The sequence below is a fragment of the Spongiibacter nanhainus genome (genome assembly GCF_016132545.1).
In the GTDB taxonomy this organism is placed as follows: Bacteria; Pseudomonadota; Gammaproteobacteria; order Pseudomonadales; family Spongiibacteraceae; genus Spongiibacter; species Spongiibacter nanhainus.
Window position 1 is genome coordinate 3,196,320 of sequence record NZ_CP066167.1, and the last position, 25,722, is coordinate 3,222,041.

19 protein-coding genes are annotated in these 25,722 nt (G+C 56.9%); 10 read left to right on the plus strand and 9 right to left on the minus strand.

The window, feature by feature from the left end; translation table 11 throughout:
- The first annotated feature begins 207 nt into the window (after positions 1–207).
- Both I6N98_RS14720 and I6N98_RS14725 read left to right on the plus strand, forming a co-directional pair.
- Positions 208–1,608 (plus strand): wax ester/triacylglycerol synthase family O-acyltransferase, encoded by a 1,401-nt coding sequence (locus I6N98_RS14720; RefSeq protein WP_198569090.1) that lies wholly within the window; start codon positions 208–210, stop codon positions 1,606–1,608.
- Between the two features lie 167 nt (positions 1,609–1,775).
- Positions 1,776–3,767, plus strand: coding sequence for an SDR family oxidoreductase (locus I6N98_RS14725; RefSeq protein WP_198569091.1), 1,992 nt, complete (start codon positions 1,776–1,778; stop codon positions 3,765–3,767).
- Positions 3,768–3,835: 68 nt separating this feature from the next.
- Here the strand turns inward: I6N98_RS14725 and I6N98_RS14730 are convergent, their stop codons facing one another.
- The 3 genes from I6N98_RS14730 to I6N98_RS14740 all read right to left on the minus strand — a co-directional run bounded on the left by I6N98_RS14730 (position 3,836) and on the right by I6N98_RS14740 (position 5,478).
- Positions 3,836–4,633 (minus strand): SDR family oxidoreductase, encoded by a 798-nt coding sequence (locus tag I6N98_RS14730; RefSeq protein ID WP_198569092.1) that lies wholly within the window; start codon positions 4,631–4,633, stop codon positions 3,836–3,838.
- A gap of 6 nt (positions 4,634–4,639) precedes the next feature.
- Positions 4,640–4,906, minus strand: a complete 267-nt coding sequence (locus tag I6N98_RS14735; protein ID WP_198569093.1) for a DUF4404 family protein — start codon at positions 4,904–4,906, stop codon at positions 4,640–4,642.
- Between the two features lie 95 nt (positions 4,907–5,001).
- Entirely contained in the window at positions 5,002–5,478 is a 477-nt protein-coding gene (locus I6N98_RS14740) for a hypothetical protein (RefSeq protein WP_198569094.1), read from the minus strand.
- Between the two features lie 244 nt (positions 5,479–5,722).
- Here I6N98_RS14740 and I6N98_RS14745 point away from each other — a divergent pair, with 244 nt between their 5' ends.
- The 5 genes from I6N98_RS14745 to I6N98_RS14765 all read left to right on the plus strand — a co-directional run bounded on the left by I6N98_RS14745 (position 5,723) and on the right by I6N98_RS14765 (position 11,275).
- A complete protein-coding gene (locus I6N98_RS14745) occupies positions 5,723–6,493 on the plus strand; it encodes a glucose 1-dehydrogenase (RefSeq protein WP_198569095.1) in 771 nt (256 codons plus the stop codon).
- 110 nt (positions 6,494–6,603) lie between these two features.
- Positions 6,604–7,419 (plus strand): mechanosensitive ion channel family protein, encoded by an 816-nt coding sequence (locus tag I6N98_RS14750; RefSeq protein ID WP_198569096.1) that lies wholly within the window; start codon positions 6,604–6,606, stop codon positions 7,417–7,419.
- 119 nt (positions 7,420–7,538) lie between these two features.
- Positions 7,539–8,264 carry a DUF481 domain-containing protein gene (locus I6N98_RS14755; RefSeq protein WP_198569097.1) on the plus strand — a complete coding sequence of 242 codons (726 nt, stop codon included), beginning with the start codon at positions 7,539–7,541 and terminating at the stop codon, positions 8,262–8,264.
- Positions 8,265–8,360: 96 nt separating this feature from the next.
- Complete coding sequence (gene gtfA, locus I6N98_RS14760; protein ID WP_198569098.1) at positions 8,361–9,803, plus strand: sucrose phosphorylase; 1,443 nt, start codon at positions 8,361–8,363, stop codon at positions 9,801–9,803.
- A gap of 242 nt (positions 9,804–10,045) precedes the next feature.
- A complete protein-coding gene (locus tag I6N98_RS14765; RefSeq protein ID WP_198569099.1) occupies positions 10,046–11,275 on the plus strand; it encodes an acyl-CoA desaturase in 1,230 nt (409 codons plus the stop codon).
- Positions 11,276–11,358: 83 nt separating this feature from the next.
- Here the strand turns inward: I6N98_RS14765 and I6N98_RS14770 are convergent, their stop codons facing one another.
- Genes I6N98_RS14770 through I6N98_RS14780 form a run of 3 tightly spaced genes read right to left on the minus strand, consistent with a single transcriptional unit; the run spans position 11,359 to position 15,264 of the window.
- A complete protein-coding gene (locus I6N98_RS14770; protein ID WP_198569100.1) occupies positions 11,359–12,372 on the minus strand; it encodes a GDYXXLXY domain-containing protein in 1,014 nt (337 codons plus the stop codon).
- The gene (locus tag I6N98_RS14775; RefSeq protein ID WP_198569101.1) at positions 12,365–13,663 is read right to left on the minus strand and encodes a DUF2157 domain-containing protein; all 1,299 of its coding nucleotides are present in this window, start codon (positions 13,661–13,663) and stop codon (positions 12,365–12,367) included. The genes I6N98_RS14770 and I6N98_RS14775 overlap by 8 nt, the downstream gene beginning before the upstream one ends.
- Positions 13,664–13,701: 38 nt before the next feature.
- Complete coding sequence (locus tag I6N98_RS14780) at positions 13,702–15,264, minus strand: cation:proton antiporter family protein (RefSeq protein WP_198569102.1); 1,563 nt, start codon at positions 15,262–15,264, stop codon at positions 13,702–13,704.
- A 192-nt stretch (positions 15,265–15,456) separates the two neighbouring features.
- Here I6N98_RS14780 and I6N98_RS14785 point away from each other — a divergent pair, with 192 nt between their 5' ends.
- Together I6N98_RS14785 and I6N98_RS14790 are read left to right on the plus strand one after the other, a co-directional pair.
- Positions 15,457–16,950: an FAD-dependent oxidoreductase gene (locus I6N98_RS14785; protein ID WP_198569103.1), complete on the plus strand. Its 1,494-nt coding sequence runs from the start codon at positions 15,457–15,459 to the stop codon at positions 16,948–16,950.
- Between the two features lie 103 nt (positions 16,951–17,053).
- Positions 17,054–18,943, plus strand: a complete 1,890-nt coding sequence (locus I6N98_RS14790) for a choice-of-anchor I family protein (protein WP_198569104.1) — start codon at positions 17,054–17,056, stop codon at positions 18,941–18,943.
- Between the two features lie 56 nt (positions 18,944–18,999).
- On the opposite strand, the gene I6N98_RS14795 is transcribed toward I6N98_RS14790, so the two are convergent.
- Positions 19,000–20,712, minus strand: a complete 1,713-nt coding sequence (locus I6N98_RS14795) for an FAD-dependent oxidoreductase (protein ID WP_198569105.1) — start codon at positions 20,710–20,712, stop codon at positions 19,000–19,002.
- A 171-nt stretch (positions 20,713–20,883) separates the two neighbouring features.
- Between I6N98_RS14795 and I6N98_RS14800 the strand changes: the two genes are divergently transcribed.
- Positions 20,884–21,564 (plus strand): DNA-3-methyladenine glycosylase I, encoded by a 681-nt coding sequence (locus I6N98_RS14800; RefSeq protein WP_198569106.1) that lies wholly within the window; start codon positions 20,884–20,886, stop codon positions 21,562–21,564.
- Between the two features lie 38 nt (positions 21,565–21,602).
- On the opposite strand, the gene I6N98_RS14805 is transcribed toward I6N98_RS14800, so the two are convergent.
- Positions 21,603–23,453, minus strand: coding sequence for a DmsC/YnfH family molybdoenzyme membrane anchor subunit (locus I6N98_RS14805; protein ID WP_198569107.1), 1,851 nt, complete (start codon positions 23,451–23,453; stop codon positions 21,603–21,605).
- A 73-nt stretch (positions 23,454–23,526) separates the two neighbouring features.
- Positions 23,527–25,710, minus strand: coding sequence for a molybdopterin oxidoreductase family protein (locus tag I6N98_RS14810; protein ID WP_198569108.1), 2,184 nt, complete (start codon positions 25,708–25,710; stop codon positions 23,527–23,529).
- Positions 25,711–25,722 lie beyond the last annotated feature (12 nt).

Consider the following 25,722-nt stretch of genomic DNA (forward strand, 5'->3'; position numbering starts at 1 on the left):
AGGTCACTGGCGACTGTCAATTGACCAAAAAAGTTGCACGAGCGATGACTTCGGCAATAGTCGGTGTCTGCATTAGGGCATAGACTTAGCGATGATTCAAACAGGCAGAGCCGGCACAATGGTACTGCTGAGACACGTTTAAAGCTTGCATTCTTAGACGTCGAAATCGCTGATTAAGACAATTTACAACAAGGTAGTAAGGCGACTATGGCAAAACTAAGTATTATGGATCTGGCATTCTTTGCCACTGAGACGGAAGCAAGCCCCAAACATGTCGGCGGGATGATGCTGTTCCGCAAGCCAGCAAATGCACCGGCCGATTTTGTCGAGTCGGCGGTCCGCGATTATGTCGGTCGCGCTGAGGATGTTCAGCCGCCCTTTAACCAAGTCATCGAGTTTGGTCGTTTGAGCCTGCCCCATTGGAGCCAGGACCCCAATTTCCATATCGACAACCACATTTTTCACCACACTCTTGAGGGCGATGACTTCCGGGACAGTCTTTACGAGCTGGCCGGCCAACTTCACGGCCCAGTCCTGCCCCGCGACAAGCCCATGTGGGAAGTGCACATTGTTGAAGGTATCGACCCCGAGCGTTTTGCCCTTTATATCAAGCTCCATCACGCCTACGCCGACGGCGTTACCATGTCATCTATTTTGGCCAACAGCCTGAGCAAGTCGCCCCGAGCCAAACGAGCCAACCCGATGTGGGCTGCGCTACCCAGCAAAAAACGCCTGGAAAATGCCGCAGACAGCGTATCAATTACCAAAAGCCTACTGAAGCTGGGCGGCAAATCTGGCGACTATATTAAGTCGACTCTGGGGCTGTACAAGCTCAGTGCCCAGTTGGTGTTGGAGCTCGCCAATCTCACCAAAAATGCGGTGGCCGTACCCTTTAAAGCCAACGCCAATACCCCCTTAAATGGGCGGGTAGTGGCTGGCCGCCAGGTCACGACAGCGGCCGTGCCCATGACCAAGGTTAACCACCTCCGGGAGCTCACCCGTTCGACCCTGAATCACATCGCCCTGACTTGCGTGGATGGCGCCCTGCACCGCTACCTTCAGGAAGTCGATGCCGATATCGACCAGCCAATTACCATCCAAATGCCGGTCAATCTGCGCCGCCGCGGTGATAACAGCATGGGTAACAAAATCGGTATTGTACTGGTGGAGCTGGCAAACCGTACCGAAGACCCCTATGAGCGCCTGCGGGAAATCGGCTTTACCCTGCGCAATGTGCGCTACCAAGTGGACGGCGTTCCCCCCGCGTCGGTAATGGCCTACACGGTACTACTGGGCAGTGTGTCTCAGCTCTCCGAACTGCTGCATATTGAAGATCGTGTGCCGCCGCTGGGCAATACGCTGGTGTCCAATGTTCCCGGTCCTGAAAAGGCGCTCTATCTCAACGGCGCGAAACTGGAAGAGATGTACCCCATCAGCGCCCTGACTCCTGGCTGCCACCTGAATATTACGCTATATAGCTATGATGGCCGCCTGCAATTTGGCCTAGTGGCGTCATCGGCAATGCCGAGACTTGAAGTACTCAGCGATTACATACATGATGCCTTTAACGATTTGGAAGCGGCGGTTACCACACCCCGGCACCCCTAAGCAGCCATTGAGGGCACATCGAAGCAGCACCACTAAACAATGTTATAGAAACTAAAAGTAACGACATAAATTACCTACACATAACTATAGTTATAAGGGAGCTGGTAACAGCTCCCAATGCCTTAAAAGCTCACTGACAATAATTCACACTCTGCAGGAGAAGCAGCATGAGCTATTTCGTCACCGGTGGCACCGGATTTATCGGCCGCTTTCTAATCGAGCGCCTGGCCAAACGCAAAGGCACTATCTATGTTTTAGTGCGACGCGGGTCTAAAAGTAAATTTAAGGCGCTGCAGGAACGGACCGGACTGAGCGATGCTCGACTGGTCCCCGTTTACGGCGACCTGTCTAAGCCCAAGCTGGGTATTGGTCCTAAACAAATGGGCGAGCTTAAGGGCAAGGTGCGGCAATTCTTCCACTTGGCCGCCATTTACGATTTAAGTGCCGACGCCGAGAGTCAGCAGATCGCCAATATCGACGGCACCCGTCACGCCATAGCTGCAGCGGAGTTAATGCAGACCAAGTGCTTCCACCTCGCCAGCTCGATTGCCGCCGCCGGGCTTTACAAAGGGGTATTCCACGAAGACATGTTCGACGAGGCCGAAGGCCTGGAACATCCCTACTTTCGTACCAAGCACGAATCCGAACTCCTGGTGCGCCGGGAATGCTCTATCCCCTTCCGCATTTACCGTCCCGCCATGGTGGTGGGCGACTCCAAAACCGGGGAGATGGACAAGGTCGACGGCCCCTACTATTTCTTCAAATTGCTGCAGCGTTTGCGCTACCGGATGCCCCAATGGATCCCACTGATCGGTATCGAAGGTGGGCAGATGAATATCGTGCCGGTGGATTACGTCGCCGATGCCATGGACTATCTGGCCCATCAGCCCAAACTGGACGGCCGCTGCTTCCATCTGGTGAATTCCAACAGCCACAAGGTCGGTGAGGTACTGAATATTTTCGCCGACTCGGCCCACGCGCCGCGGATGGCAGCGCGCATCGATTCGCGAATGTTTGCCTTCATCCCCGCCTCAATTCTCGGCATGCTAAAAAACATGCCCCCCATCAGACGCATTATTAACAGCATTCTGGCGGACTACCATATTCCCAAGGACGGTCTGCAATTTATCAATATGCCGACCCGTTTCGACGATCGGGATACCCAAAAGGCCCTAAAGGGCAGTGGCATTAAACTGCCTGAACTGGAGAGTTACGCCGACAAGTTGTGGGATTACTGGGAACGCAATCTGGACCCGGACCTGTTTAAAGACCGCAGCCTCAAGGGCAATGTCGCCGGCAAGGTGGTGGTGATTACTGGCGCCTCATCGGGGATCGGCAAAGCCGCTGCTCTTAAGCTGGCCGACGCGGGCGCCCAGGTCGTGCTGGTGGCACGCACTGTAGAAAAGCTGGAGGAAACCCAGCAACAGATCGCGGCGCGGGGCGGCACCAGTTACAGCTATACCTGCGATGTTTCCAACATGGAATCCTGCGATGAGTTAGTGACCACGCTGCTGAAAAACCACGGCCACGTCGACGTCTTGGTCAACAACGCCGGTCGCTCCATTCGCCGCTCACTGGAACTGACCTTTGATCGCTTCCACGACTTTGAGCGCACTATGCAGCTCAACTATTTTGGCGCCATTCGTTTGGTGATGGGCCTGGCGCCGTCGATGCTGGAGCGCCGCAGTGGCCACGTCATCAACATTTCGTCGATTGCGGTTATCGTTGGCGCATCGCCGCGCTTCTCCGCTTATGCCGCCTCCAAATCCGCCCTGGATGCCTTCTCTCGCAGTGCGGCGGCGGAGTTTTCAGATCGCAATATCGCCTTTACCACCATCAATATGCCACTGGTGCGCACACCGATGATCGGGCCGACCTCAATCTATAACGCGGTGCCGACGCTGTCGCCGGAAGAGGCCGCCGATATGATTTGCGACGCCATTGTGAAGCGTCCCAAACGCATCGCCACGCCTCTGGGTATTTGCGCCCAGGTGCTAAACGCGATTTTGCCCAAGGCCACCGAAATTATTATGAACACCGTATTTCGCACCTTCCCGGACTCGGCCGCAGCCAAAGGTGAAGAGGAAGGCGGCAGCAAAGCTGAGCCCTCTACCGAGCAAGTGGCACTGGCTGCCGTGTTAAAAGGCTTCCACGTTTGATCGGGGCAGTCACAGGGATGTGACGGGAAAGTAACGGAAAAATAACGGCAAAGCACAGCGGTTCAGCGTCAGCGGTATTCGATCCGCGCGCTGAGCCGGTTGTACAGGGAGGGGAGCAAACGTTTGATGGTGGGAGCCAGGCCACTGAGCCCTCGGCCGATAACCACCTGATCCCGGCCTTTGTCCATCGCCCGCACCATCTGCCGGGCGCAATCCTCAGCGGACAGGCCGTTGAGATTGCCCTCATCGTCGCTCTGTTGTGCGCTGCCATCGGCGGTCAAAGCGTTGATAGCGATGGCCGTATTGATGGAGCCCGGGCACACAGTCAGGCAGTGAATACCTTGCTTGGCCGTTTCCGCGCGCAGGCAGTCCATAAAGCCCACCACGGCGAATTTGGAGCCGGAATAGCCGCTGCGCAATTGTGACCCCACCAAGCCCGCCACACTGCTGACCGCCACAATAGTGCCCCGGCCCCGCGATATCATTCCCGGCAAAACCACTTTGGTCAGAGCGACACTGCCCAGATAATTCACCTCCATCAGCCGCCGGTAAACGGAAAAATCGGTATCGATAAACCGAGAGCGCTGGGAGACTCCGCCGTTGTTGACCAGCACATCGACCGGCCCGACCCGTTGCAAAATGGCCTCCCCCAGCGGCAGCAGGGCCTCGGGATCGGCGAGATCCAGGGGCTCGACCCAGTGCTGCTCAGCTCCCCCGGGGAGGCTGTCGCGGAGTTCAGATAAGGTCGCTTCAGAGCGGGCAGACAATACCAGTCGCGCGCCCCGCGCCGCCAGCTGACGGGCCAGCTCCAGCCCAATTCCGGAGCTGGCCCCGGTGATCCACACTGTTTTGTCGCGGTAATCCACCCCCGCCTACACCCCAATACTGGCGAGTTTGACCATGATGTCCTTGAGAATGCCGGACACAGTGGGGTGATCGACCTCGAAGCTGGAGATCATCTCCTCGACCCGCTCCTGGAGTCCGCTGTCTTCCAACACCAGATCGGGACCGCTGCCCAGTTCCCGGTCAATGTCGTCAACCAGGGCGTGCAATTTGGCCCGGGACTTACCCTCCATGGCCTGTTCGTCAATTTCTAACTGCAGTTGTTTGAGCTGCTCGTGTAAGTGCTTGGTATCCATCGTGATACTCCGTACTGATATCCTCTCAGCATAGCAATCACAGCGCATTTCGCCTATGTCATTTCTTGGATTACGCGCACGGAGACAGATCAGGGTCAGTGATAATAGCGAGCTACCAGCCGCCGGCTCTCCCGCTGGCAGTGGGCCAATTCATCGAGCCGATTGTCCGCCCGATAGGCCCGCTCCAACATATGCAGAGATATCTCCACGTTGTGCTTTAGAGGCAGCAACTTACCACCGGGCCTGCGCAATGCCTGTAGTAAGCGATAGTGCACCGCCAGCAGGCAGTGGCGCTGAAGTGCCCTATCGCCACAGCGTACAAAGCATTCCGACAAAAAATGCCCCGACAGCATATAGCGGTCCAAATCATCCAGCGCCGGTGTACTCTGCCCGTCCAGCACTAGCTCACTAAGCTCAAAGCTGCTGCCCAAAAACCGCAGCGCTTCCTGCCAATTGCGCTCGGCATAGGCCCGACGCCCCGCGGTCATCCACTGCTGCCAGCACTCACTGCCAGTATCTTTGTAATTTGCCAATTGATCCCTGTGTTGCTGACATAAAAATCGAATCGCCATCAATGTTCTCCCTTTTCCTATCACCTTTTTCCTATCACCATCGTGATCTCAATACTCGCCCGGCGCTGAACACCGACGACAAGCAGCGCACTCACAATTAATAATAATGGTTATCATTTGTATTAATCAAGGGGCGCCAAGATATTTGGCCGATTTTGGCCATCGAGTCGATCACATCGGTCATTGTGACCAACCCCGGCTTGCCGTCACCCTAGGTAGCGAATAACAACAATGGGAGCCTGATATGTCAGTTCTGGAGCAATTCTCTCTGCAGGGCCGCGTCGCCCTGGTTACCGGCGCGGGCCGAGGCCTGGGTAGAGCGATGGCGGTTGCCTTTGCCGAGGCCGGTGCCAGCGTCATCTGCGCCGCCCGTACCGCAGCCGACGTCGAAACCAGCGCGGAACTCTGCAACGCCACCGCAGGCCAGGGGCTTGCGGCAATCTGTGACGTAGGCAATGCCGATCAACGTGAGGCTGCGGTCAAGCTGGCCACTGAGCGCTTTGGCAGACTGGATGTTCTGGTAAATAACGCTGGAGGCGCCTATCCCAATGACCCCTTGAACACCTCAACGGCGGATTTCGACCGGGATTTTCACTTCAATGTCACTACGGCGCTGGCAATGAGCCAGCTTTGTCTACCACAGCTGCGTGAGCACCAGGGCTCTATCATCAATATCAGCTCCGCCGCCGCGCGCTACGCCCAAGCAGGTTTTAGCAGTTACAGCACCGTTAAAGCGGCCCTAAGCCAACTCACTCGCTCATTGGCCGCAGACTTTGCCCCGGCGGTGCGGGTCAACGGCATCGCTCCAGGCTCCATTCTGACCGATGCCTTGGGGCAGTTTCTGGATCAGGAAACGCAGCAGAAAATGGCCGACCTCACCCCCATGAAGCGACTGGGCAGAGCAGAAGATATTGCTGCTGCGGCACTCTACCTTGCATCGCCGGCAGCAGCCTGGGTGACGGGTAAAATTCTTGAGATTGATGGCGGCGCAGAGGCCTCTACCTGGCCTTTTTGACTACGCAGGCGACAAGTGTGCTGCCAACCTAACGGGCACTGGCAGTAGAGAAACTTGGTGATGTCGTTATAATCGGTCGCTTACCACACCATCAGGGATTGGAGCGACACATGGATCCACAAGTATTACTCGATCAGTACGGGCCAGAAGCCATGCAGGCCGGCATTCGCATTGCCGGCTCGTTAGCCATCATCCTGATCGGCTACTGGTTCGCCAAGCTGTTTTCCGGGTTGTGCCGAAAAGCCCTGGCCAAACGTGAGTTTGACGCCACCCTGTCCAACTTTATCGCCAAGCTGTTGTTTTTCTTTGTGCTGGCTCTGGCGGTCGTGCCGGCCCTGGCTCACATCGGGGTACAAACGGCGTCGGTTATTGCCGCTCTCGGTGCCGCGGGTCTGGCGGTCGGCTTGGCCCTACAGGGCTCACTGGCAAACTTTGCCGCAGGCGTTCTGCTTATCGCCTTTCGCCCCTGCCGCGTTGGCGACTGGGTCGACGCCGGTGGCTGTTCGGGCACCGTCGAGAGCATTAGCCTGTTTCAGACCACCCTGCTCACCGCAGACTACAAACGCATCACCATTCCCAACGGCCAGGTCATGTCCGACGCCATCACCAACTACAGCGTGATGCCGCGGCGACGGATCGACCTGGTGGTGGGCATTTCCTACGATTCGGACATGAAAAAGGCCAAAGACATACTGAAACAACTGGTCGAAGCTGACGAGCGCATTCTCAAAGACCCAGCTGCCACGATCGCGGTTACCGAGCTGGGCGAGTCGTCCGTCAATCTGATTTGTCGCCCCTGGGTGGCCACTGCCGACTTCTGGCCCGTGCGCTGGCAATTGACAGAATCAATTAAAGCGGCCTTTGACGACAACGGCATTTCCATCCCCTTCCCGCAGATGGATGTGCATTTTGACAAAACCGCCTAAACCCTTTTTCGCGTAAAATTCAGGACCGGCCGCCCAGCGGCCGGTTTTTTTTGTCACTGAGTAATGAATACACAACTCAACTCAACACAGCTATCTACAACACCGTACCGGGAGAGTACATGAGAAACGCACTTCTACTTTCAAGCGCCCTGCTTGCCGCCAATTTCGCTCAAGCCGCCGACCCGGCCCCGCTGTGGAAGGGCGATATCGAATTTGGGTTTTACCAAACCGAAGGCAATACTGACGAAAGCAGCCTGCTGGGTAAATTTGCCGGCAAACGCAGTAGTGGCCTGTGGACCTATGACATTGTCGCCGATGGCAAAAACAGCGAGACCGAAGGCGTACGCTCCGCTGAACGCTACTTCCTCTCCAACCGCCTGGCCTACGATGTCAGTGAATTCAACTACACCTTTGGTTACGTCTCTGTGGACAAGGACCGCTTCAGCGGTTATCGCTACCAGGGCACAGTGTCCGGCGGTTACGGTCGCCGCATTCTGAAGAACGACACGGTAACCTGGGACGCAGAATTCGGTCCCGGTCTGCGAGTCAGTGAACTGGAGAACCCCGGCCCCGACGACGAGGATGGCAAAGTGGAAGAGGCCATTATCCGTCTGTCCACCGAACTGGTGGCGCAGGTCTCCGATAACGCCTCCTTCAGCCAGTTGATCTCCTCTGAGGCTGGCGACGAAAACACCGTGACCAAGTCTGTATCAGCACTGAAGACCAAAATCGTCGGCGGTTTCGGCCTAAAAATCAGCTACACCATCGAATACAACGAGACCGTGCCCAACGACACCGTCCATATGGATCGGCAAACCGCGGTCACCCTGGTCTACAGCTTCTGAGCTAGCTCTCGCTGCGCGACAGCGCAATCTCCCGGCGGCCGGCAGGATACTTGCATCAAGGCCTAACAACGCCTAATAACCGCCGGGAGATTCAATATGGCTCTGCGTAACGCCGTCCAGCTTATCTGTTACCCCAACCGCATCGGCGACAACCTCGCCGATCTGTACCAGGTCCTGGACCAGCATTTCGCCGACGCCATTGGCGGCGTTCATATTCTGCCCTTCTTCCCCTCCAACGCCGACAGCGGGTTTTCGCCCCTCACCCATAAAGAGGTCGACCCCGCCTATGGCGACTGGGCGGATATCGAGCGTATTGCCGAGCGTTTTGACCTGTGCTGCGACCTCACCGTAAACCACATCTCTGACGAATCGGAGGAGTTCAAAGATTTCATCGAACGCGGCTTTGACTCCCTCTACGCCGACCTGTTTGTCGACGTGGACAAATTGGGGGAAATTACTCCCGACGACATGGCCAAAATCCATATCCGTAAGGAGAAGGAGCCATTCCGGGAGGTAGCCTTTGCCAACGGTGGCCACGCCAGGGTCTGGTGCACCTTTACCGAGCACCAGATCGACCTAAATTGGAACTCCCCTCTCACCTACCAGTTGATGGAAAACTACATCGGCTATCTCACCCAACGGGGGGTTAAGCTGTTTCGCCTGGACGCCTTTGGCTACACCACCAAACGCATTGGCACCAGCTGCTTTCTGGTGGAACCGGACGTGTATCGCAACCTCGACTGGATCAATGGCGTCGCTCAGCTCCACGGTGCCGAAACCCTGCCTGAAGTCCACGACCACAGCAGCTACCAGTACGCCATTAGCCGCCGCAACATGCATCCCTACGGCTTTGCCCTACCACCATTGCTGCTTTACTCCCTGTTGGATGCCAACAGTACCTATCTCAAGCACTGGCTGAGAATGTGCCCCCGCAACATGGTTACCGTGCTGGATACCCACGACGGCATCTGTATCCCCGACGTAGAGGGCGTCTTGCCGGACGAAAAAATCCGCGCGCTGATTGACAATATCTCGGCCCGCAGCGCCGATCCGATTCTGCGGCGCAGTGCCGCCAACGTGCACAGTGTTGGGGCGATTTATCAATTAACCTGCACTTTTTATGACGCCTTGATGCAGAACGACGATGCCTATATCGCCGCCCGGGCCATTCAGTTCTTCACCCCCGGCATACCCCAGGTCTACTACGTGGGCTTGCTGGCCGGCTGTAACGACAACGAACTGATGGAAGAAACCGGCGAGCTAAGGGACATCAACCGCCATTTTTACTCCCTGGACGAAGTGGACGAGGCGGTGCAACAACCGGTGGTCAAGCGCCTGCTGAAATTGATGCGTTTCCGGAGCCAGTACCCCGGTTTTGACGGGCACTTTGAGTTGCACTACTCCAATAACTCCAGCGTGCGGATGGGTTGGCGCCATGGCGAGCACTACTGCGAAGTGTTTGTGGACTTGAACTTCAATACCGTAGCCATCGACTACCTCGATGCCGATACCCTAAAACCCTGCCATATGCAGTGCTAGGGCTGCTCCAACACCGACTGGCGAGCCTTCCAGACCGACAGGGCGCCACTACGGCGTTCCCTTATTGCTCACCAGCCCCTGCAGCGGCAGTATTTGACCCGAGATTGTCAGCGTATTGACCGATCTGATCAGTCACTGTCACAAAGGGGTCACTGTCATTCCGGGTGGGCTTTGGCTAAAATCAACGCGATTTTTATAATGCGCCAAGATATTGGCCTGTCATTCCGAGGCATTTTCCCCAGATGGATCCACAGCAGCAACCCGCAAGTTCCCAGCAACGCGCCCCCGATAGTGAGGCCAAACCGCCACTGTTGTGGCTCCAAACTATACTCTTCTCCAGTACCCTGCTGATCGCCGCCATTGGCGTGCCCTGGTACGGTATTACCCACGGTTTCACCTGGTTGGGCTGGCTGGGTTTTGCCGTGGTACTGGTCGCCAACGGCATGTCCATTACCGCCGGCTATCACCGTCTGTGGGCCCACAACACCTACAAAGCCCACTGGAGCTTGCGTCTATTCTTCGCACTGTTTGGCGCCGCAGCCACCCAAAACAGTATTCTTATCTGGGCCTCAGGCCACCGCCGCCACCACCGCCACGTAGACGATGTTGAGCAGGACCCCTACTCAGCAAAACGCGGTTTGTGGTTCTCCCACATTGGCTGGATGCTGCGGGACTACCCTGCCAGTGCTGACGATTTTTCCAACGCCAGAGATTTGCAGCGCGACCCCATCGTGATGTGGCAACACCGCCACTACCTGCCGCTGGTGTTGCTGATGAACATCGCCCCGGCGCTGGCCCTGGGCCTGGCGACGGGCAACCTGGCAGAGCATTTGCTGCTGGCCGGCGTACTTCGCTTGGTGGTCAGTCACCACACCACGTTCTTTATCAATTCCCTGGCGCATTTCTGGGGTCGCCGCCCATATACCGACGAAAACACTGCCCGGGACAATGATCTACTGGCCTTGTTCACCTACGGTGAGGGCTACCATAACTACCACCATATCTTTCAGAACGACTACCGCAACGGTGTTCGCTGGTGGCAGTACGACCCCACCAAGTGGTTGATAAAATCGGCGTCCTGGCTGGGACTGACCTGGGATCTGAAAAAAGTGCCGGATTTTAAAATCCAGCGGGCCGTGGTCAGCATGCATTTCAAACGGGCCGAACAAAAGCTGCGCAACCGCAAGGGCGACCCCGATGCCTCCAAGCTGCAGGAATTTTTGGAGCAGGAGTACCAGCAATTCCGCCAACACCTGCAAGACTGGAACGCCATCAGTCAGGGTTGGATGGAGACCAAAAAAGCACGCCTTGCGGCGCAAAAAGAAGCGCTGCAGCACAATCTGGCCGAGCAATACGACCACTTGCACGAAGCCTGGGAGCATACCCGCCTTCGCAGTCGCCTCAAGGAGCTGGAATACGCGCTGAAAATGCAGCGCAAGCGCTTGGAGGCACTGACACTACAAATGGCATAAAGCTTTGCCCAGCGGCAATTAGCACTCACCACGGCGCCACAGGGCGCCGTTTTTGTCTCTGTGATTGGCCGTGGCCGCCGCCGTCAATCTACCCAGCCCCACACAGTGAATGCCGGGGTCTGCAGCTCGCCTTGCCAAACCTGGGCTGGAGCCGAGTCTGTCGCGGGGGAGCGGTAAACCAGGCGGAAGCGCTCCCCCGGCGCCACTGCCGCGATATCGCCAACGAGATCTCCGTCTTTTCCTTCTGCGCTGACAAACCAGCGACGCTTGGCCAGATCGATATCGATGGCATACTCCTCAACCGGGGCCAGATCAATACGGTCTTGCGGTCCATACTGATAGCCGCTGCAACGTTTATCGACCCGTTGTATCTTACGGTCTGAATCCCCCAACGGCTGCAACGTAAAGCCGCAATGATCGACATTGTCTACCAGCGCCACAGGGCTTTTTGAGACATTGCGCAGCCGCAAACGCACAGTGGGACTCTGGGGGCCTCGACGGGGCGCGTCCAGACCCGGCAAGGCATCGTCATTGGGCTCAGGTTCCAACAGCGTCATCGCCAACGCCAGGGGGCTCCAACGATAGCCCCGGATAAGGGCACTGCCGTCCTGGCCCACGGCCAACTCGACCTCCATAGGCCGCTGAAACCCCTCTCGGCCGCCGCGGATGGATTCAATCTCGAGCCCCGCCCCCTGTTCGACAAAGTACTGTTCAATGCCATATTTGACCCGAATCGCGCCGTTGCCGGGCAAGCTCAGCACCCGCCCCTTCAAAAACATGCCCTGACTGGGCGGTTCGCTGAGCAGGTAATCCAGCCGGTAGAGGTTTTCGGTAGTGGGCTTGATTACCGCGTAGACCTGCTGCCCACGCTGCAATGCCTGCCGGGGAAGCGGCCCCCGGTAGTCACTTCGCGCTACGGTATTCGCCGGATAACTCAAGCGAACGTAGTCGCCTCTGAGCGGGTCGCGAGGGTCGACAGGAGCAGTCTGCATATACAGCGTCTCGCCCTGGCGGAGCAGAGTCTCCCGCTGCCAGACCATGTAGGACAATAACGCCACTTGCCCAAGGGCCACGATCAAGACCAACAGACTACGCATTGGGCTTCTCCAGTTTGCGGCGAGTTTGCTGACGACTGAAGCGGAGCCCCACCACAAACAACGCGGCCCCCAACAGCAAAAATACCCCTGCGCGACTCAATAAGCTGGTAAACAAATCGCCAAACCGGGCTACTGCCAGTGCAGTGAGAATGCCGCAGCCCACCACCACCCGCTGCCCTCTGACGCTCTCGGTTCCCGAATAAATCAGTGCCAGTGAGATGGCCAAAATAGCCACGTTGCAGACGAGCTGCAGCAAGGGGTCGGTGGCCTCTACCAGCACACTGAGGGCTATGGCTAGCAGTGGCAGTGTTACCACTCCCACTTCCAGCCAGGCCAGCCCAGTACCGGGTCGACTGCGGGGAGAGAACAAACGCAACAGCAATGCGCCCAAGCAAAACACACTCAATACCGCGACATAAACTGCAGCAGGGCCGCCGTCGAAACCCAGCTGCTCTAAATCACTAATAAAGCTGCCCACAAAAAGGATCAGTACCCAATAGAGCAAGCCGGTGCGATAGCAGACATTCCCACTCAGGGGCCAAGGCCCCTGGGACAACCAGGGAGCAAGCAGCAGATAGCTGGCAGCCAGCAAGGCAACGCTGAGATACAGCGCGCTGTCTTCCAGGCGCCAAATATCCAGCCCCAGTGCCGCCGGTAATACCAGCAAGGCCAGGCTGAGCAACGAGGGTGAACGCAAGCGGTAGGCCAGGGGCAAAATGGCCACGGCAATAAGAGCGCCACCCCACAGTACAGCGCGACCGAAATCCGCGCTCTCCATCACCGTCCAAACTAACAGTAATGCTGTCGCCAACAGCCCGTGGAGCACTGACGGTAGCGCCCAGGCCATAGCCAGTGCACCCAGGCCCCAGAGCCAGAAGCCATCGGGATAGTGGGCATCAATATGGTAAATCTGAGCGATTAGCCAGATGCCCGCGCCAAACAACATGGTGCCCAGCACATGCAGGCTCTCGCCAAGTCTGCTTCCCTGATCTCGCCGGCGCCAAATCCAGCCCGCCAAGTGGGCCAATAGCAGGGCACCCAAAATGACCGACAACTTGCTGTAACGGGACATGGCCGACCAGTTGTAGGCAAACACCAGGATAACGCCGGCGCCGATCAGCAGCGCGCCGATGGCGGCAAAAATCGCCTTGCCCCAGTTACCGTCCCCAGGCTCCACTGCAGGGGTGTCTGGGTAGCGGGCCAGAAGCCGCTCTGCCTGTTCATCCGAAATCAGGCCTTCGCGCAGCCATTGAGCAATCTCGCTCCGCATCCACAGCTTGCTATCGGGCATAGTTATCCTTAAACATTATTGGGGCCTGTTCTCTCTCTTTAGGCAGGCCGCAATTCTTCCATGACACGCTCTGCGAAACCGTGACCGGCTTCCGCATACAGATTAAAAGCAATGCAGCCCAGGTCATTCAGCTCCTTCTGCTGATCTGGGAAACGGGCCACCACGGCGATAGTGCCGGAAAAACCCAGGCCGTGCAGCAGGCGCACCACCTCCACATTCTCAGCGTGATTGGTGAGGCTGACCAGTACCAATTTGCGCTGGTGCATGGCAACCCGGGCGAGAAAATCACGGTCTGTGGCGTCGCCGTGTACACAGGCAATACCGTCTGCAGTCAATGCCGCGGCCTTGGTCGTATCCTCTTCTACCCCGATGACCCGGTCCGGAAAATGATTCTGAAGATACTCGTAGGCGCCTGAGCCAACCCGCCCCATCCCAAATATCACCACCTCAGATTCTCCAAGGCTGACAGGGCGCTCCTCATACACCAGCCTGGAACGCTCGAAGCGGTGAAGCCGGCTGGCGAGGCGACTGTAGAGCTCGTGAATGTGGGTATTGAAAGGCACTGCGATAAACAAGGATAGCGCCATGGCCACCGCCAGGGTGGTCAACCAAGTAGCCGGCAACAGGCCAGCCTGTACCGCCAGGGCCGCCACAATAAGCCCAAATTCGCTGTAGTTAAACAGCGCCAGCCCGGACAGCAGCGCCGTTCGCGCCCGCAGCCTCAGCAGCGCCAGTAGGAAAAAATAGATGATGGGGCGCAAGAAAATCAGCGCCGACAATATCACCGCCACAAGGACCATTTGACCACTGGGCAAACCGTAGTAGCCAATACTGAGGAAGAAGGCGGTGAGAAACAAATCTTTGAGGCTAATCAGGCTCTTATAAAGCTCCGCGCTTTTTTCATCGCCAGCCAGCAAGACCCCAAACAGCAGCGCGCCAAGCCCGGCTTTTAAATGCAGGCTCTCAAACAGCCAGGCACTGCCAAGTGCAGTGGCGAGACCGAACAACACCAGCAGTTCACCGTGGCCAGCTTGTCGCATCAACATCGTCAGCAGCGGCCGTAGCAGGGGCAGGCCCAACAGGCCCAGAGCCCATATAGAGGGGGGGTGGCCGGCGGAAATAACCAGGTAGGCCACCGCCATCAGATCCTGCACGATTAGGATGCCAACAGTGATGCGGGCGTGCAGTGATGCCCCCTCCCCGCGCTGATCAAATATTTTGATGGCAAACACTGTGCTTGAGAAGGACAACGCGAATGCCAGAGTCGCCGCCACCTGCAACTCCACCTCGGCGATCCCCACCAGCCAGGGCAGAGCGAGAATCATCGCCGTTGTCAGGGGCACCACAATCAGCGCGTGCAGAAAGGCCGGCGCCCAGATTTGCGGCGCCATCAGTTGTCGTAGGTTGAGTTTGAGGCCTATGGTAAACAGCAGCAGGGTGACCCCGAGGTCCGCCAAAGACTGAATGGTCCCCCTGTCTCCCAGGGATAGCGCGCCAGCAAAAAAACCGGTTAACAGAAAACCCAGCAGTGGCGGCATTCCCAATCGGGAGAAACCGGTACCCACCAAAAACGCCATAACCACCAGCAGTGGTTCAACCATTCGCCACCTTCCTTGCTACTACTCTAATGCAACTCACATTATGCCGATTTCTCGAGCTTTCGTCTGAACTGCACGAACTGCGCCAAAGGGATGAGGGCAAAACCGCCGATTTCCTCTAACCTGATGCGCTGATTAAGACACCCATTAGCCGGTGCGCAAAACAATAAACACCGCTATTCCCGTGAGAGACCTATGAACTCGTCAAACAAAACGTCCCCCAGCCACCCTCGCCTTAGTAGTGACATCAATCACTGGGATATCGATACCGACGTCGCCATCATCGGCTTTGGCGGCGCAGGTGCCTGCGCCGCCATTGAAGCCGCCGACGCCGGCGCCAAAGTCGATTTGTTTGAACTGGCCAGCGCCAGCGGTGGCTCCACCGCGCTGTCCAGCGCCGAAATATATATGGGCGGCAACGGCGGCACCGCCGTCCAGCAGGCCTGTGGTTACAGCGATGATACTGAAAATATGCTCAGCTATCTGCGCGCCTGTTTTGGCAACCAGGCCGACGAGGCCAAGCTGCGCAGCTACTGCGAGAACAGCCTCAACCACTATCAGTGGTTAACCGGGCTGGGTGTGCCATTTAAGATGAGCGAGCTCAAAGAGCGCGCCATTATGGCCCTCACCGATGACTGCCTGCTGTACACCGGCAACGAAAAAGCCTATCCCTTTCCCGAGGCCGCGCAGCCCATTCCCCGGGGCCACAACCTGGAGATAGAGGGCGACAATGGCGGCCCACTGCTGATGAAAATCCTTACCGAAGCCGTCGCGGACCGGGGCGTCAATGTGCATTACGAGAGCCGCGCCCTGACACTGATTATCGATGACAACCAGGAGGTGGTCGGTGTGGTGGTGCGAGTGGACCAGGAGGAGATTAACGTCCGCGCCCGCCGCGGCGTTATTCTGTGTGCCGGCGGCTTCTGTATGAATGAAGAGATGGTGCGTAAATATGCCCCCACCTTCGACTGTGGGCTGACCCCCATCGGCAACCCCGGCGACACCGGCAGCGGCATACTGATGGGACAAGGTGTGGGCGCCGCCACGGTAAACATGCACGAGTGTTTCGTCAGCCTGCCCTACTACCCGCCATCGAGCCTGACCTACGGGATTTTGATCAACGATAAAGGCCAGCGCTTTATCAATGAAGACTGCTACCACGGTCGCGTGGGCTATAACACACTGCTGGAGCAGCGCAATTCCAAACGTATCTACTTGGTCACCGATGTCGCCGGCTACGGCGATTACGAAAAAATGAGTTACCTGGGCGCGCAGGTCGCCGGCACCGGAGACACCATCGAAGAGCTCGAGGGCGAACTGGAACTCCCCGCCGGCAGCCTTGACTACACCCTCTCGTCATACAATCGCCACGCCGCAGAAGGTCAAGACCCCAGTTATCACAAATCCGCAGAGTGGCTCCGTCCCATCGAAGCCCCCTATGTTGCACTGGATTGCACACTGGGGCGCGGCCCCTTCTACCCCTTCTTTACTTTGGGGGGACTGGATTCTTTGCCAACAGGTGAAGTGCTCAACACCGGCGGCGAGGTCATAGCCGGCCTCTATGCCGCCGGACGCACCACGGCAGGTATTCCCCGCACGGCATCCGGCTACGCCAGCGGCATGTCGGTGGGCGATGCCACCTACTTTGGCAGACTGGCTGGCCAAACAGCCGCCAAACGCGACTGCTAATCCCGACGCGGCGCTGTCACGAAAGCGACTTCCAACAGTCATTTTAATGACATCTTCTAGCTCGATCCTGTGTGTTTGCTTTCAACAGCTCGAGGAGAAGATTATGCAGTTCAAACTAGCGCCGTTAGCATTGCTGCTGACGACAGCTCTGACGCTAAGCGCCTGTGGCGGTGACGACGGGGACCGCGGGCCGCAAGGGCTACCGGGACAGGACGGCGCCAACGGTGCGCCGGGTGACCAAGGACCGCAGGGGGATCAAGGCCCACAGGGCGAGCAGGGCCCCCAAGGTGAGCAAGGCCCACAAGGACCTGCCGGCGAAGATGCCTCTGCGTCGACGATATCCCTTTCTTTCCTGGGTCGCTACGAAACTGGTCAATTCGACGAATCCGCCGCTGAGATCGTCGATTTCGACCCGGCAACACAGCGTGCGTTTGTGGTTAACGCCAACTCTGGTCAAATTGACGTGCTGGATGCGTCGTCGCCAGCGACACCCACCCTGATTAACTCCCTGGATGTCGCCGCGGATGTGGCAAGCGCCGTTGCAGGCCTCGACGCCGCTGACCTCGGCGCCGCAAACAGCGTTGCGGTAAAAGGTGACCGGATCGCTGTGGCTATCGAAGCCGACATTAAACAGGATAAGGGTTATATCGCCTTTTATTCCACCAATGGCACCTTTGTTTCTGCTGTGGAAGCGGGCGCCCTCCCCGATATGGTGACCTTTACCCCCGATGGCAATAAGGTGTTGGCCGCCAACGAAGGTGAACCCAACGGCGATTACTCGGTCGACCCTGAAGGCTCGATTACGATTATTGACGTGTCCGGTGGCATCGCTGCTTTAAGCGCCGCAAACGTGACTCAACTTAGCCTCAATAGCGCGACGCTGGTCGGCGATGTGCGTATCTCTGCAAAATCGGCCTCTCAGGGACAAGATTTGGAACCCGAGTACATCGCCGTATCAGAAGATAGCCAAACCGCTTACGTTATCCTGCAGGAAAACAACGCGGTGGCCGAGATTGACCTGGCCACAGACACCGTGACCCGCATTGTCGGGCTGGGCTACAAGGACTTCTCCATCCCCGGCAATGAGCTGGATGCCAGTAACCGGGACGACATCGTTAACATCCGCAACTGGCCGGTATTTGGCGTATACATGCCCGATGGCGCCGACGCCTATACTGTTAACGGCACAACCTATCTGGTTACCGCCAATGAGGGAGATGGTCGCGAGTACCTGACAGATGCGGCGGATGAAGCGGATTGCACCGCACAGGGTGGTTTTGATTTCGACGACGGCGATTGCTTTCACTATTTGGATGAAGTTCGCATCAAGGATATCAATGACGACTTCGGCGCCACCTTTGATCCCGACCTGCTGGCCCGCCTCCCGGCAAACTTTGAAGAGGACGAGCAACTGGGTCGCCTGAAAGTCATCACCGACTTGGGCACCAGCGGCACCTGCGCATCTCTTGCCACAACCGGACAGCCAGGCGCCGACTGCACCTATGAAGCGCTCTATGCCTATGGCGCCCGCTCATTCACAATCTGGAACACCAACACCATGCAGCCGGTGTTTGACTCAGGCAACGCCTTTGAAGTCATCACCGCTAATCGCTACGGCCTGTTCGGTTTTAACGCCAGCAACGACGACAACGAGGGTGACGACCGTTCAGACGATAAAGGCCCTGAGCCAGAAGCGGTTGAAATTGGTGTTGTTGACGGCAAGACCTACGCTTTTATTGGCCTGGAGCGGGTTGGCGGCATCATGGTCTACAACATCAGCAACCCCGAAGCCCCGATCTTCGTTCAGTTCATTAACGAGCGCGACTTCAGTATTGCCGATGCGGAGGATGACTTTGAGCTGGTCGGCGACCTGGGCCCTGAAGCCATCAAGTTTGTCAGCCAGGCTGATAGCCCAACCAGTCGCCCGATGTTAATCGTCGGCAACGAGGTCACCGGCACAACAGCCTTCTACGACATTGAGGTTCTTCACTAACAACGAAGCACAACAGCAATATCTACACAGCCCGCAGATAGCGGGCTTTTTGTTGCCTAGTCCTGAAAGCCGGTGAGTTTCTTGGCCGCCTGATAGGCAAAGGTCATTGACGGTCCAAGGGTCGAACCGGGGCCAGGATAGGTTGGCAGCACCGCTGCACTACAGTTACCCACCGCATACAGACCTTCGATTACCTGACCGTCTTCTCGCACCACCTGGGCATCGGGGTTGGTCGCCAGGCCACCCTGGGTACCAAAATCGCCGGCATCTATGCGAATCGCATAGAAAGGCGCCTCGTCGATTGGCCCCAGGCAGGGGTTGGGCGTCACCCTCGCATCGCCGTAGTAGCGGTCGTAGGCCGAATCACCACGCTGGAAATCCAAATCTTTGCCGGTGCGGGCGTAGTCATTCATTTTGCCTACCGTCGCTTCCAGGTTATCGGCATCGATACCCAATTGCTGGGCCAGAGCCCGAATACTGTCGGCCTTGCCCACCAATTTGCTCTCAAACCAGGATTTGGGAATGGTCCAGTCCGGCTTCAGTTGTGCAGTCATTAAGGGGCCAACAATGTAATCACGACGGAAACGAGCATCAAAGACCAGGTACATTGGCGAACAGGGATTGTCATCGCTGTGCACCTTGTAGAGCTCTTGCTGAAAGGCCATATAGTTTTGCGATTCATTGGCAAAACGCAGGCCTTTCATGTTCACCACACAAGAACCGGGGTAGGACTTTTCCATAATACTTAAACGCGGCGCCGGCTCGCCGGGCACCGAGATAGTGGTACACCACCAGGCCCCATCCATCAGTCGAGTCGCTGCGCCGAGACGCTGGCCCTCAGAAATGGCATCGCCGGTATTGGTGGACACACCGCCGCTCCAGGCACTGTTAGTTGGGGCGGGCAAATACTGCTCACGCATCGCCTGGTTCTGCTCGAAGCCGCCTGCCGCCAGCACCACGCCTTTTCTTGCCTGCACGCGGATCGTTTCACCACCGCGCCGCAGCTCGGCGCCCACCACTTTGCCACCTTCGTCAATAAGGGAAACAAAGGTGGTATTGGTCCACACTGGAATATCGCGCTTTTTTACCGAATACCAGAGCCTGGCAACGCCAGCGGCGCCAGTACATATTTGCCGGCTGACACGATGCCCTTTGAGCAGCCAGGCAAAATCCAGAAAATAGCTGGCCAGTAGCTTCAGTGTGAGCTTAATCCAACCCGGCCCTTGCACGGTCAGCAATGCCGCTTCAACCTGGGTAAAGTAAACTCGGTCGAACAGCCGCATCATATGATGAGAGGGGCGCAACCGTTTTACGTCCTCTCCCAATAACGAGGAGTCAAAACGCTCTGGCTCCATCGAGCGATGCCCTGTCCGCGATCCCTCCACATTGGTGTAATAGTCGGGGTAATGCTCTAGGGTCACGTAACGAACGTCACTGCGCTGGTGGAGAAAATCCACCATCTTGGGCCCATTTTCCAAGTAGGCGTCAACCATTTCCTCGGGTACCGCGCCCTTCGGCGTGGTACTGAGCAGATACTGCTTGGCATCGTCAAAACTATCCTGAGCGCCCGCCGCTTTGGCATAGCGGTTACAGGGCACCCACACGCCCCCGCCGGAAGTGGCACTGGTGCCCCCCACCAGCTCAGATTTCTCCACAACCAGCACATCCCGCGTTCCCATTTCATAGCAACTGAGCGCTGCGGTAAGCCCACCATTGCCGCTGCCGACCACGAGCACGTCGACGCTATAATCCCAACCAGCAGTTGTCATGGAGATCCCCACATAATTCCGGAAGGCGGCACAGCTGATGTTGTTATGCGGAAAAAGGCACTGCGCCACAGTTTGGCAAATAGTAGCCATCCCGGCGCGCGGGCCCAATCATCCGTCTGTGGGAGGAGCAGAATTGTTATACTGGCGGCAATTTCATAGGAACCCTGACTGATGGCCAGTTTTTATCGGAATGTGATCAAGCGGGTGGAGTCCCACCACGGCGATATCGCTGGGATTGAGGAGCGTTTACCCACCAGCTTGAGTGCCCAGGCGCTGAGGGAATTACCAGATCATCGCTACCTGGCTGAAATGGCCGCGTGTATTTTTCGGGCCGGCTTTGTGTGGCGGGTCATCAGTCAAAAGTGGGACGGCTTTGAAGAGGTATTTAACGGCTTCTTACCCATCTGGGTCGCCTCCCGCAGCCCGGAAGACATTGAAGCGATGGCCCAGGATACCCGCATCGTACGCTACCTGACCAAAGTGAAAGCGGTGCAGGACAACGCCGTTATGATATTGGATCTGGAGCATAGCCACTGCGGCATTGGCGCCTTTATCGCCGATTGGCCCAGCGATGACATCATCGGCTTGTGGCAATATCTAAAAAAGCATGGCAGTCGCCTGGGCGGCAATACCGGCCAGTACTTTCTTCGTTTCGTGGGCAAAGACAGCTTTATACTCAGCCGGGATGTCTGCACAGCACTGCGCGCCGAGGGTCTAATCGACAGCCCTAAGCCCACTGCACTCAAGGAGCTGAAAAAGGCGCAAGCCGCCTTCAATCAGCTTCAGCAGGAGAGCGGACGCTCTCTTGCTGAACTCAGCATGCTGCTGGCCCTTTCCCTGGGCCCACGCTAAGCCTGCTGCAGCCGGGGCACAGAGCCCTGGCACCTGGCTCAGTGAACGTGGGCAACCACCCCAACCTGGGGCATATTGGCCAAGCCGATCTCCCTGGCGTGCTCCTCAAAATCCTTATTTTTCCAGAAGAAAGCACCGGGCATCGTGGTGGGCACAACCAGAACGTAGAACAGCGCGCGTCCAATCAGAACTACCGCTGCGGTAGACACAAGCAAGGCCGCAGCAATACCCAGATTCAAGGCGTGAAGCTCCGGATTGATAGCCAGCGCCAGAGCCAAAACGACATTGAGGCCCAACAGACTGTTACGTAACCAGTAGCTCTTACCGAACAGCGTGCTCTGAATATAGTGGGAAACGCTACCCTCGTTGTTGGCGACATTCATGGCCGCCGCATGCCGCCACAGGCCAAAGCTTTCCAGCACACAGCCGGCAACGATCGCCCCGGCGCAGTACCGCAACGCACCGGCGCTATCGGCATTGAGGTACGCCAGCGTAGGCACTGCCACCAGGCCCACTAACAGACCACCCAGGGTCAGGGCACTGCCGACAAAGCTACTGGCCGTTTGCCAGTGGTCCCAAAATGGCCGGGCCGGTATCCGATAGCAGCGGTACATATAGTACAAGCCCACCGCACCCGCCAGAAGCGCTGGGTAGGCCAGGCCTGCAGCAAGCTTGGGATAGGCACCCAGATCACCAACCAGCGATTGCACTACGGCGTTCTCCGGCGCCACTGCCAGCAGGTGCAAGCCGACAAATGCCATAAATATCACCATCCCCAAGCCTTCCCGACATACCGGTGAATGGCGGAGGTTGTTAAATCCACGATACGCTCTCAGAGGCTTGCCAAGGTGGGTGGCTGACATCAGCATGCCCAGCGCCGCAGCACCTGCACAAATACCCACTAGGGGCAGATACATAACCGAGTCACGGAGTGACACCAGCGCCTCAACACCAAACTGGGCACCGAGAAACGCCAGAAAGAAGGCGCCCACCGCCGTCTGCCCAAGTAGGGTAAACAGCACCAAGGGGTTTTCCCGGGAACTCAGTTTGGCAAAGCTCCACTTCTTTTCGACCCCTTTCTTTTGATCCACAACGGGACGGTACTGGCCGTCTTCACCTTTGTGATATTTAACCGGCATGCCGTCGGTGCGGGTTACTTCGTCGGGCATTTTTTTGGTTTGCTGAAAACGTATATTGGGATGAGTAATTTCCGGGTCCGGGAAACCGGGAATACTCACTTTGGCCTGTTCACGATTTTCCGGTAGGTCCTCAACCACGCCAAAATTCAGTGCGTTGCCCAAGCAGGCCGACACACAGGCTGGCTTCAGGTTAACTTCCAAGCGATCCACACACATATTACACTTGCTCACCTGTCCCTTTATCGGGTCGAGCTGTGGCGCATTGTAGGGGCACACCCAAGTGCAATAACCACAACCAAAGCAGGTCTCGGGATCCTGGAGTACGGCGCCGTACTCAACGTGCTTGGTGTAGGCCCGAGTCGGGCAACCTTTGAGGCACACCGGGTCATCGCAGTGGTTGCACGCCATAGAGATATTCATGCGCTTGAAGTCGGGGTAAGTCCCGCCCTCTACATAACCTACGCTGCGAAAACTGATGTGGGCGGGGTTGTCATTCTTCTCACTGCACGCCGCTTCACAGGCATGACAACCAATGCAATTATCCGCCGTAAAGTGGAAGGCGTGCTGTTTATTGCGGTGCGGGTTTTCCCCCACCCCCGGCTCCTCGTTGATAAACATTTCCCGCCCAGCCGGCACCGCGCCACCACTGCGGGCAATCAGGTCGATAGGAGCCTGGTAAAAATTCACTTCACGTGCTTCGGGCTCTTTCAGAAAAGCGTATTGGGGTTCGTCGTCTCTTACTTTCCACATAATTCAAAACCTATAGCGGCCATGTAGTGGCCTAGATGTTCATTGCAACGCCATACAGACTTGTAACGGGGGCTTAAAACGCCCGCCGCTCGACATTCAGCCTGGCTGCCTCTCGCTGATCGACGTGTTCGATTCTCACCGCGCATTGCTTGAACGCCGGCTGGCGGGAGTAGGGGTCCAATAAGCCCAGCGACAAGCGGTTGACGCAGTCGTGATAATGCATGGGGATAAACAACATATTGCGGGGAACACGCTGAGTGAGCTGTGCCATCACCACCGCATCACCGCGGCGTGACACTAGGCGCACATACTTCTGATGCTCGACGCCGAACTCCTTCGCCGAGTCTGGATTAATTTCCATATAGGGGGTTGGTGAAAATTTATTGAGATTGCCAATTTTCCCGGTCTTGGTGCGGGTGTGAAAATGTTCCACCACCCGGCCGCTGTTCATCCAGAACGGGTAGCTAGTGTCCGGTACTTCATTGTCTTCAATGTAGTCCATGGCCAGCAGATTGGCCTTGCCATTCGCGGTGGGGAAGACGCCATCGCTATATAGCCTGGGGTTACCGGTTTGATCCCCTTCTCGCATCGGCCATTGAATACCCCGCTGCTGCTCAATCAAATCGTGGCTCATCCCGGAGATATCCAGGTTTCGCCCCTCCCCTTTCGACAACTGTTTCATTTCATCAAAGATGTCGGAGGAAGATTCCGGGAATGGGATGGCGCGACCGCGCTCAAAACGCTTGGCCAGTTGGGTAAAAATCCAGTGATCAGGCTTGGCATTACCCGGCGGCTCAACAAACTTGCGCACCAGATTCACCCGCCGCTCAGTGTTGGTCTGTACTCCTTCTTTTTCACCCCACAGGGCGCCGGGCAAGTACACATGGGCGTAATCGACAGTTTCACAATCCCGGTAGCCATCTTGGACTACCATGAACTCGAGCTTTTCCAGCGCCTTTTTGATTCTGGGCTGATTGGGCATGGAGGTCAGTGGATTTGTAGCCACGATCCACAGGGCTTTTATCTCGCCAGATTCGATGGCGGGAAAGATATCCGTTTGCTGAAGACCCCGTTTGGGCGGAAAGAAGTCCTCATCGACGCCCCAAAACTCCGCCACTTCTTTGCGATGCTCTGGTTTTTCCAACATGCGATAGCCGGGCAAGCCGGAACAGGACGACCACTCTCGGGTGCCCATGGCGTTGCACTGACCGGTAATGGACATACTGGTGCCACCAGGAACACCGATGTTGCCGGTGATCAGGTTGAGGTTGTTGATGCCACATACACCATCGGTGCCATGGGTGCTCTGATTGATCCCCATGGTCCAAATACTCATCGCCGACGGCGCTTTAGCGTAGATTCGGGCCACATGGCGTATGGTGTCAGGATCAATACCACAGATTCGCGACGCGGTTATGGGGTCGTACTTTTCTACCGTAGCCGCCAATTCGTCGAAGCCGGAACAATGAGCGTCGATATAACGCTGATCCTGTAGCCCCTCCTTAAGAATCACATGAGCCAATGCGTTGAGCAGTACCAGGTCGGTGCCCGGCGTGATCGGCAAGTGAATATCGGCGAACTGGGCAAACATGGTGACCCGGGGATCCACCACGATCAGCGGGAATTTGCGCTTTTCCAGCGCCTCCTTAAGGCGCCAGTAGATGATCGGGTGTTGCTCAGGCAGGTTTGAGCCAAATGCCATCAGACAGTGGGTGTGCTCAAAATCCTCATAGCATCCAGGCGGGCCATCGGCACCAAAGGAGCGCTTGTAGCCCGATACTGCCGAGGCCATACACAGGGTGGTGTTGCCATCGTATTGGTTGGTCCCTATGACCCCACGTACTAATTTGCCCAGGGTGTAGAACTCTTCCGTCAGCAACTGCCCCGTGGAGACAACAGCGACACTGTCGCGGCCGTATTTTTCCTGAATACGCTTAAACTCGGCCGCCGTATGATCCAAGGCGGTATCCCAATCCACCGGCGCAAAGTCCTGATAGATACGGTCACGCATCAGTGGCTCGGTGCCCCGACCCGAGGTGGTACTCAGCTCGTGCTCAAAAATCCCCTTGATACACAACTTACCTTGATTGACCGGGGCATTGCCCTTGCCCCGGCTGGCCACCGGCTTACCAGCGTCGTTGAGCCCCACTTCGATCGAGCATCCAGTAGAGCAGTACCCGCAGACGGCATACTTCCACTCCACCACTTTTTTATCGGCAATTGTGATTGGCTTGCGATGTTTCCTGCCAAAGATCATGCACTTTTCTCC